At 56.6% G+C, this 13,570-nt stretch carries 11 protein-coding genes; 9 read left to right on the top strand and 2 right to left on the bottom strand.

Annotation, left to right across the window (positions count from 1 at the left end; genetic code table 11):
- Positions 1–220 precede the first annotated feature (220 nt).
- On the bottom strand, positions 221–1,330 hold the full coding sequence (nagZ, locus tag J2S31_RS13970) for a beta-N-acetylhexosaminidase (protein ID WP_237099773.1): 1,110 nt from the start codon (positions 1,328–1,330) through the stop codon (positions 221–223).
- Between the two features lie 193 nt (positions 1,331–1,523).
- Between nagZ and J2S31_RS13965 the strand changes: the two genes are divergently transcribed.
- The 3 genes from J2S31_RS13965 to J2S31_RS13955 all read left to right on the top strand — a co-directional run bounded on the left by J2S31_RS13965 (position 1,524) and on the right by J2S31_RS13955 (position 5,391).
- Positions 1,524–2,777, top strand: a complete 1,254-nt coding sequence (locus J2S31_RS13965) for a beta-ketoacyl-[acyl-carrier-protein] synthase family protein (protein ID WP_237099772.1) — start codon at positions 1,524–1,526, stop codon at positions 2,775–2,777.
- 557 nt (positions 2,778–3,334) lie between these two features.
- A complete protein-coding gene (locus J2S31_RS13960; RefSeq protein WP_237099771.1) occupies positions 3,335–3,598 on the top strand; it encodes a hypothetical protein in 264 nt (87 codons plus the stop codon).
- Between the two features lie 344 nt (positions 3,599–3,942).
- Positions 3,943–5,391, top strand: a complete 1,449-nt coding sequence (locus J2S31_RS13955) for a hypothetical protein (RefSeq protein WP_237099770.1) — start codon at positions 3,943–3,945, stop codon at positions 5,389–5,391.
- Between the two features lie 71 nt (positions 5,392–5,462).
- Here J2S31_RS13955 and miaB read toward each other — a convergent pair whose 3' ends face one another.
- Positions 5,463–6,821 carry a tRNA (N6-isopentenyl adenosine(37)-C2)-methylthiotransferase MiaB gene (miaB, locus tag J2S31_RS13950; RefSeq protein WP_237099769.1) on the bottom strand — a complete coding sequence of 453 codons (1,359 nt, stop codon included), beginning with the start codon at positions 6,819–6,821 and terminating at the stop codon, positions 5,463–5,465.
- Between the two features lie 399 nt (positions 6,822–7,220).
- Between miaB and J2S31_RS13945 the strand changes: the two genes are divergently transcribed.
- The 6 genes from J2S31_RS13945 (at position 7,221) to pilQ (ending at position 13,568) form a co-directional block, all read left to right on the top strand.
- Positions 7,221–7,520 carry a helix-turn-helix transcriptional regulator gene (locus J2S31_RS13945; protein WP_237099768.1) on the top strand — a complete coding sequence of 100 codons (300 nt, stop codon included), beginning with the start codon at positions 7,221–7,223 and terminating at the stop codon, positions 7,518–7,520.
- Positions 7,521–7,684: 164 nt separating this feature from the next.
- The gene (gene pilM / locus J2S31_RS13940) at positions 7,685–8,803 is read left to right on the top strand and encodes a type IV pilus assembly protein PilM (RefSeq protein ID WP_237099767.1); all 1,119 of its coding nucleotides are present in this window, start codon (positions 7,685–7,687) and stop codon (positions 8,801–8,803) included.
- A gap of 3 nt (positions 8,804–8,806) precedes the next feature.
- Positions 8,807–9,481, top strand: a complete 675-nt coding sequence (locus J2S31_RS13935; RefSeq protein WP_237099766.1) for a PilN domain-containing protein — start codon at positions 8,807–8,809, stop codon at positions 9,479–9,481.
- A 3-nt stretch (positions 9,482–9,484) separates the two neighbouring features.
- Complete coding sequence (locus J2S31_RS13930) at positions 9,485–10,123, top strand: type 4a pilus biogenesis protein PilO (RefSeq protein ID WP_237099765.1); 639 nt, start codon at positions 9,485–9,487, stop codon at positions 10,121–10,123.
- A gap of 21 nt (positions 10,124–10,144) precedes the next feature.
- The gene (locus tag J2S31_RS13925) at positions 10,145–11,698 is read left to right on the top strand and encodes a pilus assembly protein PilP (RefSeq protein ID WP_237099764.1); all 1,554 of its coding nucleotides are present in this window, start codon (positions 10,145–10,147) and stop codon (positions 11,696–11,698) included.
- Between the two features lie 10 nt (positions 11,699–11,708).
- On the top strand, positions 11,709–13,568 hold the full coding sequence (gene pilQ, locus J2S31_RS13920) for a type IV pilus secretin PilQ (RefSeq protein ID WP_237099763.1): 1,860 nt from the start codon (positions 11,709–11,711) through the stop codon (positions 13,566–13,568).
- The last annotated feature ends 2 nt before the right edge of the window (positions 13,569–13,570 follow it).

Below are 13,570 nucleotides of genomic sequence, written 5' to 3'. Positions count from 1 at the left end.
GTATAAATTCCGCACAATAATCCCTCTTCCAAACTTTTTTGGAAGGGCCGAATCGATCATTTATTAGGCTTATCGATATCAAATTTTTTTTGCCGGATGAGCTAAAACTTAGCCCAAAGTGACATATGTATCGAATCAATAATTACAGGCTGGTCGAAAAACAGCCAAAGCCTGTATCAGAATACAATGTATTGATAAATAGGGGGTTTTTTACTCAGACTCAGGCGAAAGGCTCGCCCGCCTGTCGCAGGCGGTCGGCGATGGGTTGATGGTAGGAGGTCCAGCCTGCTGGTTCCGGCGGCTGTTCAGGCGGCTGCCGCAGTTTGGCTTTTAAGTGAAGCAGGCGCTCAACGGATGTTTCGATGCGGGCGGGGTCGATGCGTCCGCACTCCACCCCGCGGTTCAGCTGGTCGTGCAGGGCCAGCACCTTGTCGCGGTGGTGGCAGATGAGGAAGGCGTCCACCCCCGCTTCGACACCGCGTTCGGCGAAGGTGTCGAACGAAAAATGCTGATCCACCGCTTTCATCTCCAGGTCATCGGAAATGATCACGCCATCGAAGCCCATCTGTCCGCGCAGGATGTCCTGCAGGATGCGTTTCGAAAACGTTGCCGGCAGGTGTTTGTCCCACGCCGGGTACATGACATGGGCGGTCATGATGGCCCCCAGCCCGTGCTGGATGGCGTGCGCAAACGGCGCCAGCTCGACACTTTGCAAGCCTTCCGCATCGCGATCCACCCATGGCAGGTCGTGGTGGGAGTCGAGGTGTGTGTCGCCGTGGCCGGGAAAGTGTTTGCCGACGGGAATCACGCCGGAGTCGCGGCACCCCTTCATGAACGCCACCGCCAGCAGTCCGGCCCAGCGCGGATCGGTGCTGAATGCGCGATCGCCGATGACGGGGTTGTCAGGATGCGTGTGGACGTCCAGCACCGGCGCGTAATCCATATTGATGCCCACCTCGAAAAGCTCGCGCGTCAGGGCGCGGCCGAACTCGTAAGCGAGGTCCTCGGACCGCACGCGATCGAGGCCGATCGCCGGGGGGAACTCCGTGAACGGTGCTTTCAGCCGCGCCACGCGGCCGCCTTCCTGGTCCACGGAGAGGAACAGCGGCAGGCCGATGGAGGACGCCGCCGCTACCTGTTGCAGGTCCCGCGTCAATGCATGCAATTGCTGGGGGTTCTCGTAGTTGCGGTCGAACAGGATCAACCCGCCGATGTGGTGGTTGAGGATCAGGTCTTCGACGGCGCGGGTGATGCGGGTGCCCTCAAACCCGGCGATCAGCATCTGTCCGGTCTGTTCGCGTATGGAAAGGTTCAGGCTCAAAAACGGCATGCTCCAGAAAGGGGGCCCGCAAACGGACTGTCTGCGTTCCGGCAAAGCATAGCACTAAAACCCGGCAGTGAGAATATTTCCGATCGATTGCGCTGAAAGGTCTCCTCCCGGCAGGGGGTGGACCCGTATATAATAGGAGCTTCGGGTGTGGTAGAATCGCGCCTTCATCTTTTTCTTTTGAGCAAGTGAACGTATGTTTCCAAGACGAGTGGTGATCACCGGTCTGGGTGTCGTCAGTCCCAACGGGATCGGTAAAGACACATTCTGGAAAAACACCTGCAACGGGGTCAGCGGCATCGACCGCATTCAGAGTTTCGATCCCGAAGGGCTGGACTGCATGATTGCGGGGGAGGTGACCGACTTTGACCCCCGGCAGGTTTACGGCGAAACCGAGCTCAAAAAACTGCCGCGCTCGGTGCCTCTGTGCGTGGCGGCGGCGACCGAGGCTTTCGAGGACGCGGGCATCAACTTCAAGGATTTTGAGGAAGAGGATTTCGAGAGCCTGGGCGTGCTGGTGGGCACCGGTGGTTCCGGATTCGACTTCTCGGAAAAGCAGTTTGCGTTTTTCTACTCCGACGACCGCCACAAGATCAGCCCCTATGCCATCTCCAATTCGCTGGTCGGCATGCTGTCGAGCGAGGTGTCGATGCGTTTCGGCCTGCAGGGGCGGAGCCATGTCATCAGCAACGGATGCACCAGCTCGACCGACGCCATGGGCTACGCCTTCAACGCCATCCGTTTCGGGCAGGAAGACTGGTTTCTGACCGGAGGCGTCGAAGCCTGCGTGACGCCGGCGATGATGACCGGCTTCCAGCGCATGCGCGCCAACCCGGTGCATTTCAACGGCGATCCCACACGCGGGTCGCGTCCGTTCAACAGGGACCGCGAAGGTTTCGTGCTGGCGGAAGGGAGTTGGATGCTGGTTCTGGAAGACCTGGAACGCGCGCAAAAGCGCCGGGCCAAGGTGTACGCCGAGATCATCGGTTACGGCACCACCTGCGATGCGTATCATCGCGTTGCCATCATGCCCGATGGCAAGCAGTCGACACGCGCGCTGAAGCTGGCGCTCAAGGACGCGCGGCTGAGCGACATGGATGTGGACTACATCAACTTCCACGGCACCTCGACCGTGCTCAACGACAAGATCGAGACGCTCGCCGTCAAGCAGGCGCTCAATGGATATGCGATGAAAATTCCGGTGAGCTCGACCAAGTCGATGGTGGGGCACCCGCAGGGAGCGTCCGGGGCGTTGGGGGTCACGGTGACGGCGCTGTCTTTGAAGCACGGAGTGCTCACGCCCACCATCAATTTGGAAAACCCCGATCCCGAATGCGATATGGACTACATCGCCAACGAAAGCCGGGACACTCCTATTCGCACCGCCATCAGCAACTGCATCTCCTTCGGCTCGAAAAACTCCACCCTCGTTCTGCGCAAATTCGAGTAGGCGCGGACTGCGTCCGGAGCAAATGGCTACTGCTCAGTGATCCCTGCGATGATCGGTGGGCGCGGACTGCGCCCGGAGCAAATGGCTGCTGCTCAGTGATCCCTGCGATGATCGGTGGGCGCGGACTGCGCCCGGAGCAAATGGCTGCTGCTCAGTGATCCCTGCGATGATCGGTGGGCGCGGACTGCGCCCGGAGCAAATGGCTGCTGCTCAGTGATCCCTGCGATGATCGGTGGGCGCGGACTGCGCCCGGAGCAAATGGCTGCTGCTCAGTGATCCCTGCGATGATCGGTGGGCGCGGACTGCGCCCGGAGCAAATGGCTGCTGCTCAGTGATCCCTGCGATGATCGGTGGGCGCGGGGTGCGTCCAAAGCGGATGGCTACCGCCCATCGGCCGGCACCTCCGCCGTGACTCTAAAGCAGTATCCAGTTTGCTCCAAACCATTTCCGGCGGGTGCAACCCGGTTGAACTCCGTCCCGGGGAATTCTATAATGGGTCCAAACTCAAAGCATCGAACCCGGATTTCAACCGTTTTTCATAAATTAAGGAGTGCGATATGTCCGAGCAGCATGCACATGACATAGAAATCAACTACCGCAAAATCTTTGCGCGCCTGCGCACCCGCAAAAAATTCTCCATCCAGTCGATCGAAGGCACGAAGGTCATCGTGGAGCAGGATGAAGAAATCTGTGGACAGAAGGAACCGCGCACGTTCGAGTTCAACAGCGAAAAAGAACTCGAGCAGTTCGTCACCAGCGAGAACCAGATCGAGCGGGACATCGAGGCGCAACTGTCCGGCAACCAGATGCCCTATCGTTAATCGGGCCATGCCCGCGCCAATCAGGCAATGCCTGAGGAAACGTTTTAAACAAACACCTGTCACCGGACCCTCTCTCCTGGCGGGACCACTCACGGAGTGACGGGCCGGGGTGAGGGTGAAGGGCGGGGTGGGTTTTTCCATTCCCTTCCGCTTCACTGCCTTCCAATACAATGGGGGTACACACCGCAATTTTTTTGTGTTAGCATTTGGCCAGCACATCGGGTCGCAGATTCCCACAAGCGGCCCACCATAGCCTGCCTTGATTCAACGGGAAGCATTCCTGCCGATCCGGTTTTCTTTCGTTTTTCCACGAACCATCATTACCGAACCGGGTTTTTTCGTTCATGCCGCCAAGACTGACGCTCCACACGCTCGCCGAAACATTGATCCGCGAATCGCAGGCCCCCTTCACATTAGAGGATTACGTCTCTCGCATTCAGGAACGCTGGCGGCGACGCATTGCGCCCGACACGCTGGATCATCTGAAAGCCAAGCTCAACAACCACGATTATCTGATTGAAGTCGGCGACAACGATTTTCTTCCATTCCGTCTCATCCTCAACCGGCTGGGGCGCATTCCACTCATCCTGTATCCCGGCAAGGTGGAGCAGGAAGAGGGACTGCTCGTGCCCGGCCACCGGCTGGCGCCATTCGTGTCGTGCGAGTTGGAAGAAGGCGATCTGGCGTTTGTCGATGCCGACGGCCGTGCCATTCCAAAACAACGCAAAACGTTTTTCATCGAAGACGTCATTCCGTATTTTCAATACTGTGATGAGCGGCATTTCCCTGACCAGATCAAGGTCAACCAGTTCGTGCCCGGCAAAAGCATGCTCACCGTCACCGCGTGGGACGTGCGCGCGCTCCATCGAGAGCATGGAATGAAACCGGGCGACGCCCTGCAGGCGCGGCTGGAGGATTACCGCGGCGGTACGTTCTCTTTGCATCCGTACCCGGCGGACAGGGAGCGGGGCGACCGCATTCGTCTTCGGTCGTTGTACATCGCGCTCGAGCGGGTGCTGTCCGATTTGTTCACCCGCAAAAGAAAGGGACCCGATCGCCTTGATAAACAGCTTCTGTATGCGCTGTTCACGCTGGTCGAGCGGCGGGTGGAGATTCCCGCGTTCTCATTGCCGGAGATGGTGGAAAGCCTGAACCGCATGCGCGTGGTGCGCGATGAACTGCGGGGCATTCATCTCGCTCCGGACAACCCTTCGGGCCCGGAGCCTTACGTGTGGGAAGTGGTGGAGCAAACCCCCACCGGCCGGACGGGATCGCTTTCTGAAATTTTCGAAGACATGGGGCTCGCCTTCAACGACCTCGAGTTCAAGGCCATCCTGGTTTCGGTGATGGCGACAGATGACTTCGACATCGAAGCGGTGTTCGACCTGCTGTTCGGCGCGAAGCGCGACCGCTTTTACGACGACCGCCAGCACAAGGCGTTCTACCGTTATCTGCGCAAAATGCTCCAGGGCATCTGCGAAGAACTGCAATGCCCGGAACCGAAACCGGTGTCCGACATCCGCAACCAGACGGTGGGCGTCAAACTGCGCCTCATCCAGGTCCTGCGTTACCTTGAGTCCCAACAGGTGAGCCTGGAAGACCTGCCCACTGAAATACTGGAGGTGCTGGCGGACCTCGACGAGTTCTGCACCGATACGCTCGAAAAACTCTCCGACCGGCTGGACCCGCCGGACGTGAAATCCATCCGCGACATGCGCATGACCCTCCAGATGATCGGCCCCGACGCCGACCTTCTCGAAGAAGACATCTACAACAACCTGGGAATTTATTGAGCAGATAAAATGAAGGGCAGATACAGGATGTGCGTATCTGTGTAAAGTGTATCCAAATTTTCGGGAAGGACTTACAGGCTCACCGCGGTAGCCGGTGCGTGTTTGGAAACGTATTCGCCTTTCAGGACATGGCCCTGTGCGCTGTGCACCCGGACACGGGCGAGGTCGCCGGTCTGCAATTCATCCTCTCCGCCTGAGAAGATCACCATCCAGTATTCCGGGTTCCGGCCTTTGAACGTCATGTTCTGCCGCGACGTCCGGCTTTCCACCAGCACCTCGACTTCTTTGTCGAGGAACTGTTGACTCAGTTGGTCCGTCAGCCGCGACTGCAGGTCGATGGTGGCGTGCAGGCGGCGTTTCTTTTCCTCCTCCGGCACGGAGTCCTCGTACAACGCGGCGGGGGTGTTGGGCCGCGGGCTGTAGGCGAACATGTAGCTGTTGCTGTAGCCCACCTTCTCCATCAGGCGGAGCGTGTCTTCGAACTCGCTTTCCGTCTCGCCGGGAAAGCCGACGATGATGTCGGTGGACAGCGCGATGTCCGGCACCGCGTTTCTCAGTGCGTCGATCTGTTCCATGTACTCCGCCACGGTGTGACTGCGCCGCATGCGGTCCAGAATGCGATCGTTACCGGACTGCACGGGCAGGTGCAAATGGTTGACCAGCTTGTCGATCTCGCGAAACGCCTGAACGGTTTCGGGCGTGAAGTCGCGCGGGTGGCTGGTGGTGAAGCGCAGGCGCTCGACGCCGGGGATTTCCGCCACGCCGTACAGCAGTTCGTGGAAGGCCACCGGTTTTTCGAGGCCGCGTTTGCCGTAGGCGTTGACGTTCTGGCCGAGCAGGATGATCTCCCTCGCGCCCTGGTCCACCAACTGCCGCACCTCGCCGTAGATCTCCGACGCTTCCCGCGACTTTTCCCGCCCGCGGGTGAACGGCACCACGCAGAACGAACAGAACTTGTCGCATCCCTTGATGATGTTGACGAAGGCGCTGGGGCCGGGCGGTTTCACCGGCTGGACCACGGGAATGGAGTAATGCTTCTCGCGGTCGAACTCCGTCCAGGCCAGCGGTTTGCCCTCGCGGCGAACACGGTCGACAGCAAGCGGAATGTCCTCCACCGCGTCGGGACCGATGATGAAATCCAGAAACGGCATGCGCTTCAGCAGGGACTCCTGCTCCTGTTGCGCCAGGCACCCGGCGAGTCCGAACAACAGGTCCGGGTTCTGTTGCTTGAGCGGGCGGAACGAGCCGAACAGCGAATACACCTTTTGCTCCGCCTTGTCCCGGATCGAACAGGTGTTGACCAGGATGAGGTCCGCATCCTCCGCATGTTGTGTGCGGGTGTAGCCGGAATGGAACAGCAGCAGTTCCATGCGGTCGGTGTCGGCCACATTCATCTGGCACCCGAAGGTTTCGAGGTAAACGTGTTTCATGGCGGAAGATTGTAGCGGAATTGCCGGGCCATTCCAACCGGCATTTGAAAGCTGGAGGCGAGGCATTCGCACTCTTTTTTTAGCCGGGCCCGCGGAGGGGAATGCGATGTGGCGAATAGGCCTGTCTTTTCAATGGGCCGGTGGTTGCGTTTGCGGATGCCGGAGGCCGGGAAACCCGCTTCAGAAGCGGGAGAGCGGCCCTTTGGCGGCGTCGCAAGCCGGGCTATAAATTTATTTAAATTTATATAAATTTGTTTAAATAAAAGTTAATTCAAAAAAATTATTGACATAATAATAAACATTCAAGTATATTGGTAGGCATCCGTAAAAACTGAATAGCAAGTACTTAGAAGTCATGCGCAATTCGTCCCAATTTTCTAGCCAAAGGAGGGGAATATTGTGGCCAGTGTGAATAATGTCCGCAAAATCCGCGAGTCGAAGATGATGAGCAAGGCCGAGCTCGCACGGAAAGCCAGTGTCACCGTGCAAACCATCGACCGGATTGAAAAAGGGAACGATTGCCGCTTGGACACCAAACGCAAAATCATTCTTGCACTTGGTTACAAACTGGGGGAGCGCTCGAAAGTCTTTGGGGAGGAATCTTCTGTCGACGACCGGGTATCCAGCCAGGGTAGAACCAAATCCAAGTCCAGGGTCAAGGTGCGTCGCCAGACCGGAAAGGGGAGAAAGCAGGCGTGATGCCGTTCGGAGTTCAACGGTTTCATTAATGGATGGAGGTGGCGGTGGAGGCCGCGGCATCCTGATAATTAAAAGGAAAGCAGGAGGAGGGGGCCCGGATTCCGGTTCGCCGGAGGGCGGTTCCCGTCAAGAGCGAAACCAATCTCACACGCAGAGGACGTTACATGTTTCTTTCGGCCAAAACTCCGTTGTTGGCTATTGATATCGGGTCGCATTCCATCAAGGTCGCCCAGCTCGATGGGGATCCGGGCAAGTTTGAGTTGAAGAATTTCGGACTCATGCCCCTGGAACCGGAATCGGTGACGGATGGAGTGGTGCGCGATGAGGAGCAGGTCACCGACGCCCTCACCCGTCTGCTCGCCGCCGAAAAAATAAACAACCGGTTTGCCGTGGTTTCCGTCTCCGGCGAGGCGGTGATGATCAAGAAAATCCGAGTGCCGGCCATGCCGGAAGAAGATCTGGCCGATGCGATTCAGGAGGAAGCGGAGCAGTACATTCCTTTTGACATCGACGATGTGCGCATTGACTACCAGGTGCTGGAACCGAGCACGGTTCTTGAAGAGCATGAGATCGAGGATGAGGAAGAGGAGAAGCTGGACATTCTGCTGGTGGCGGTGCAGAACGAAATCATCGACAGCCGCCTTGCCGTGTTGGCCGCCGCCGGTCTGAAGCCGGTGATTGTCGACCTCGACGTGTTCGCCATGGTCAATGCCCTGGCCAATTCCCGCAATGTCAAGGACATGGGATCGGTGGCGCTGGTCGATCTCGGACACACGTTCACCCATCTCAACATCCTCATGGACGGCGTCAGCACCTTCACCCGCGACATTCCGGTGGGTGGCGGCATGTGTACGCAGAATCTGGTCAGCCGTTTCCAGCTCGAACCCAAGGATGCCGAGGCATTCAAGTATGGGGTCCTGCCGGAAGAGGTGGAAAAGGACGACGTGATCAACGTCATCCTCGATTCGTTCGATCCACTCATCGAAGAACTCCACAAGGCGTTTGAATTTTTCAGCTCCACTTCCAACAGCCAGGTAGAAAAGGTCTTCATCATGGGAGGCGGGGCGTTGATTCCCGGGGTCGATGGCCTGATCGCCGACCGCATGGCGGTGCCGGTGGAGGTGTTTGATCCGTTTGAATCCATCAAGGTTCCCTCCACCTTTGACAAGAAAGCCCTGGCGCACATGGCGCCCATGTCTGCGGTGGCCATTGGCCTGGCTTCGAGGCGGTTCGATTACCTCGAGCAGATGGAGTCCAAGAAAAAAGAACAAAAGGTGAAATAACCCATGAATCTCATTCGCGTCAATTTATACGACTACCAGCGCATTGTCCGGGAAATCATCATACAGAAGCTGTTTGCCGGCATTCTGAGCGCTGGCTTGCTGGCCGGTGTGGCTTGCTTCATGGTCTGGGCGTGGCAGTTGGTCACCGTCGCGCAGTTGGAAGGAGACATCGAGGAAGTGCAGGCCCAGGTGAACACATTGACGCCGGATTACAGGAAGGTTCAGAAGCTGAAAAAGAAAAAGGAGCGGTACGGCGACATCATCAAAGGCATCGATGGTCTTCGTACCAAGAGGAGCCGCACCACGGAACTGCTGGAAGACCTGGGCCGGAGTCTTCCGGATGGGGTCTGGTTGACCGTCGTGGAACAACGTACGCTGGATGATCTCGCAAACGTTCCGGATCTGTTCCTTGGAGTCAACAAGGACGGGCTGAGGGAAGAGCGTGCCAGGGCGGAGAAAGAAGGGCGCGAATTCGAACCGCATCAATTCATTCAGATCACCGGACAGGGGGACGATCATCAGGCAATCGTCCATTTCGTGGATCGATTGCGGACCCTGCCGTACTTCGACCATGTGATGCTGGCGAAGACCGAACAGAAATGGGAAAAGAATCATCCGGTCAAGGAATTCACCATTTACAGTCATGTGCTTAAACTTGAGGCTCCGCAAAAAGGTTGAACCATGGATAAAATTTTAGACAAGATTCCATACGACAAGCTGGACCGGTTTCAGAAACCTCAGGCCATCATGGCGGGTGCGGTGCTGTGCTTCGGTGTTATCCTGATGTACTACTTTCTGGTCTACAGTGCTTACCAGGATGAGTACCGCGATTTGGAAACCAAGCTGGGCAAAACCCAGGACAAGTTGAAGCTGTACCAGCAGGAAGTGTCCCAGAAAGAGTTGATCACCAAGCAGGTCGCCACGCTTTCGGGCACGCTGGTGGAAAAGAAACGTCAGCTCCCGCTGGTGGAGCAGTTGCCCACGCTGTTGAACAAGATTTCGGACGTGGGGCGGTTTCTGGACGTGAACATCGTCACTTTCCGACTGGACGAGGCTTCCGAAAAAAGATTCTACAAGGAAATCCCCATCACCATGACCATCACCGGGGATTATTACCGTACGGCCGGTTTCTTTGACACCTTGCAGAGCTTGTTGCGCATGGTGAACATTTCCAAGCTCAAAATGGTGCGGGAAACCACCCAGGTTTCCGTGAAGGGGAAAATGGGAGAAGCCAAGCGGGAGGCGGTCCTGTTGTTGAAGACGGATATTCAGGCAAAAACTTTTGCTTACATCGAAGGATCGGAAAAAGAGGGTGAATAAAACCATATGTGGAACGCGACCATGAAAACGCAGACCCAACACTCCAACGGATTCCCCTACAGAAGCGGCACGCGCTGGCTCACGGCGTCCCTGATGGCAGTCACGCTGATTCTTGCCGCCTGGGTGCCTCCGCTTGAGGCGGCCAGGACGCAAAATAAAACGTCTCTGGTGCGGCAGTTGTTTGTGGTCAGTGGATCGCAAAAGGAAAAGGCGCTGGTGGCCCGGATGACGATGGACCCTTCCGTCTTCACCAGTCCCAATCTGCTGTCCTCTCTTGGACTTTCCAGGGAACACATCACCCTCATCAACGAAGTGTATGAAGGTGCGTTCAACACCAACGAATTTTACAACGCCAAGTTCCGGACCCTGCGGGACGGTTTCAACCGCACGCATATCCGCCGCGCCATCCGTTTTTTCCGCTCTCCCTTGGGACGCCGGGTGGCATCTCTGGATTCCGGCTATGTGAAGCGTTGGGGTGAGTATGAAAGTTTTCTCAAAAGCATCACCAACAATCCTCCGGAAAAAAGCCGGCTGGAGTTGATAAATCGCCTGGAAAAAGCCAAGTCCCAGGTGGATTACGAAATCAAATTCAAGGCATCCATTTTGCGGACCGTGGCGCCGTTGAACGATTTCTTCGCGGTGGGCAGTGCGGAGAAGCTGATCATGAAACTCAAAATGGAACTGCGCGACCATCAGCGGTCTTTGCACATCATCGACAATTTGTTCCGCTACAGAGCTCTCAGCGACCGCGAAATCGAGCGGATGGTCCGCTTCTATGAGTCCCCGGAAGGACGCTGGTACAACCAGATGGACCAGGAAGGAAATGCCGAGGGCATCGCCAAAATGAACCGGCGTGCCGTTGGCGCCATGCAGGAAGTGGTGCGGAGGTTGAAATCCACCAAGGAAGATTTCGACACCCTCAAAGCTGTTTTTGCTCCGGGATTGCGTTACATGTTCACGGACAAGCGCGATCCCTTTGTGCCTCAGATTGATGAAGTGGATATAGAAGCCATTCAACGTCAGCAGGAGGAAGCCAAGGGACGGCAGGAACGGATGCACGAAAGAATGGAGGAACAGAGGTTGTTCCGGAGCCGCATGGATCAGGAACTGGGCGGTTTGCCTTCCATTCCTTATGAGGTGTACCGCGCTGTCAAGCGGACCGATCCGCGCCTCCATTCCGATCTCGAATACTATGCGGCGTTGTTCAAGAACAAAAGCGAATTGCGGAAAATGAGCAAGGACGAGATCATCGAGGAACTCAACAACTACAAAAACCTGATTGAAAAGGCCAGCGGTATTGGGTCCATGCAGATCGGCTCCGACCTGCAAAATGAATTGGGCCAATTGAAACTGTCCGGCCTGATCTGGAACGGTCAGGAGACCGTTGCCTTGGTGGAAACCCCGGATACCTTCGGGCACACCATTCGCGTCGGTTCCCTGCTGGGCCCGCGCTACGGTGTGGTCGAGGCCATCGATCAGGAAAAGATCACCATAATCGAACGTATCCGCGATTATCAGGGCAATATCCGGACGCAAACCCGATATCTGGAGTTTACTAAACCGGCCGATGAATGAGGAGCGTGTTGTGAAAACCAAAAACATGAAAATGCATATCTCTTGTTTGACCGTCGTCGTGATGGGCGTGTGTCTGACGGCGTTCCCGGTTTTCGGCGCCACGGGGGACAAGGGCCACACCTCCGTTGAGCCGGAAAATATGAAGGGGATTTCCGTCACCAAATCCGGAAAAAGCACCCATGGAAAAAACGGCAAGGTCTGGAATGTGGCTCAAATGACCGAAGAGGCGCCCGCTTCGGTCATGAACGAAGTCCAGGGCCTGAGCGCAGACCAAGAAGGCAAGGAAACCTCCATCAAACTCCGGATCAGCGGTTCCATGAATTACACCGCCTTCAAACTGGAAAACCCGCTCCGCCTGGTGCTCGATTTTCCAGGAACCTCCCAGGGTATGCTGACCGGCGCCATCCAGGTCAACAAGGGAGTGGTCAGCACCGTCACGCCGACTTACTTTGAAGAAGCGAAGGTTCTGCGTTTGGAGATCGGTCTCAACCAGACCGCAAGTTACGAAATCGTCAAAACCGGACCCAACAGCCTGGACGTCCGCATTCAGGCCGCTTCCATGGAAGCGGAAAAAAAGGACGTCGCCCAGACCGCCTCCTCGTTTGAAGAGGAAATGGGCATGACGAGCGGACAGCAGGAAGGATCTCTTTATGAATCGGGGTCCAAAGCCAGTCTGGAAGACACCTGCGCCCAATTGCTTGGTGGCCAGAAGGAAAGCTACACCTTCGATTTTCAGAACGCGAGCCTCAAAAACATCTTCCGCATCATCTCTGATGTCAGTGGGTTCAACGTCGTTCTGTCGCCGGACGTGAGCGGCAACGTCAACGTCCGGTTGGTCGATGTCGGCTGGAATACGGCGCTGGAACTGATACTGGACAACTACGGACTCGCGCGCAAATGCCAGAACAACATCATCCGCATCGCACCCAAAGCGGCGCTGGAGGAAGCCAAAAAATCCGAGCCGCTGGTGACGGAGATGATTCGCATCAGTTACGCAGACATTGCCGAGATGGTGAAAAATCTGGAAAAGATCAAGTCTGCGGACCGTGGGCAGATTTCATCCGACACCCGGACCAACACCCTGATCCTCACCGACATCGAAGACAAGATTGAGGAAATGGTGTCGGTCATCCAGACGTTGGACATTCGCACTCCGCAGGTGATGATCGAATCGCGTATCATCGAGATCGCGCGGTCGTTCACGCAGGACCTCGGTCTGCAATGGACGCTGAACAACAACATCGACGTCGCCAACCCGGGTTTCCCCACCACGTTGAACGGAGAATTCCTGGTGGACCTCGCCACCAACGTGACCACGCCCGCCGGGTTGTACACGTTGACCATGAGCGATGCGGATCATCAGTTGCAGTTGATTCTTGCCGCCGCCGAAAGCGAGGGTAAATCGCGCACCATCGCCAACCCGAAGGTGACCACGCTGGATAACAAGGAAGCCAAGATCCGAAGCGGCCGGGAGATTCCGTATCAGACCTTTTCCGCCAACGAAGGCACGAAGATCGAATTCGTCGATGCGGAAATCAACCTGACCGTCAAGCCGCATATCACCGCGGAAGAGGACGTGTACATGAAGATCACCGCCACCCAGAACCAGGCCGACTTCGGTCAGCAGGTCAACGGTGTGCCGACCATCATCACCAAGGAAGCCAATTCCGAAGTGCTGGTGGACAACGGCGCCACGGTGGTGCTGGGCGGCCTCTTCCAGCAGGAAATCAACGAAAACCGCGTGCGGGTGCCTTACCTGCACCAGATTCCGATTCTCGGTTATCTCTTCAAGAATCGCTCGCAAGATGATACCATCTCGGAATTACTGATTTTCGTTACGCCCACCATTGTGCGGGAAAACATCGAATAGGT

This window comes from Nitrospina gracilis Nb-211, assembly GCF_021845525.1.
GTDB classification, from domain to species: Bacteria; Nitrospinota; Nitrospinia; order Nitrospinales; family Nitrospinaceae; genus Nitrospina; species Nitrospina gracilis_A.
Note: the sequence above shows the minus strand (reverse complement) of the source record. Positions and strands in the feature narration are given on the sequence as shown.

Excerpts from the sequence above, each read along its gene's own strand:
- J2S31_RS13925 (WP_237099764.1), top strand. The coding sequence starts at position 10,145 with ATGAAAACGCAGACCCAACACTCCAACGGATTCCCCTACAGAAGCGGC.
- J2S31_RS13955 (WP_237099770.1), top strand. The coding sequence starts at position 3,943 with ATGCCGCCAAGACTGACGCTCCACACGCTCGCCGAAACATTGATCCGC.
- J2S31_RS13960 (WP_237099771.1), top strand. The coding sequence starts at position 3,335 with ATGTCCGAGCAGCATGCACATGACATAGAAATCAACTACCGCAAAATC.
- pilM (WP_237099767.1), top strand. The coding sequence starts at position 7,685 with ATGTTTCTTTCGGCCAAAACTCCGTTGTTGGCTATTGATATCGGGTCG.
- miaB (WP_237099769.1), bottom strand. The coding sequence starts at position 6,821 with ATGAAACACGTTTACCTCGAAACCTTCGGGTGCCAGATGAATGTGGCC.
- J2S31_RS13965 (WP_237099772.1), top strand. The coding sequence starts at position 1,524 with ATGTTTCCAAGACGAGTGGTGATCACCGGTCTGGGTGTCGTCAGTCCC.
- J2S31_RS13935 (WP_237099766.1), top strand. The coding sequence starts at position 8,807 with ATGAATCTCATTCGCGTCAATTTATACGACTACCAGCGCATTGTCCGG.
- J2S31_RS13930 (WP_237099765.1), top strand. The coding sequence starts at position 9,485 with ATGGATAAAATTTTAGACAAGATTCCATACGACAAGCTGGACCGGTTT.
- nagZ (WP_237099773.1), bottom strand. The coding sequence starts at position 1,330 with ATGCCGTTTTTGAGCCTGAACCTTTCCATACGCGAACAGACCGGACAG.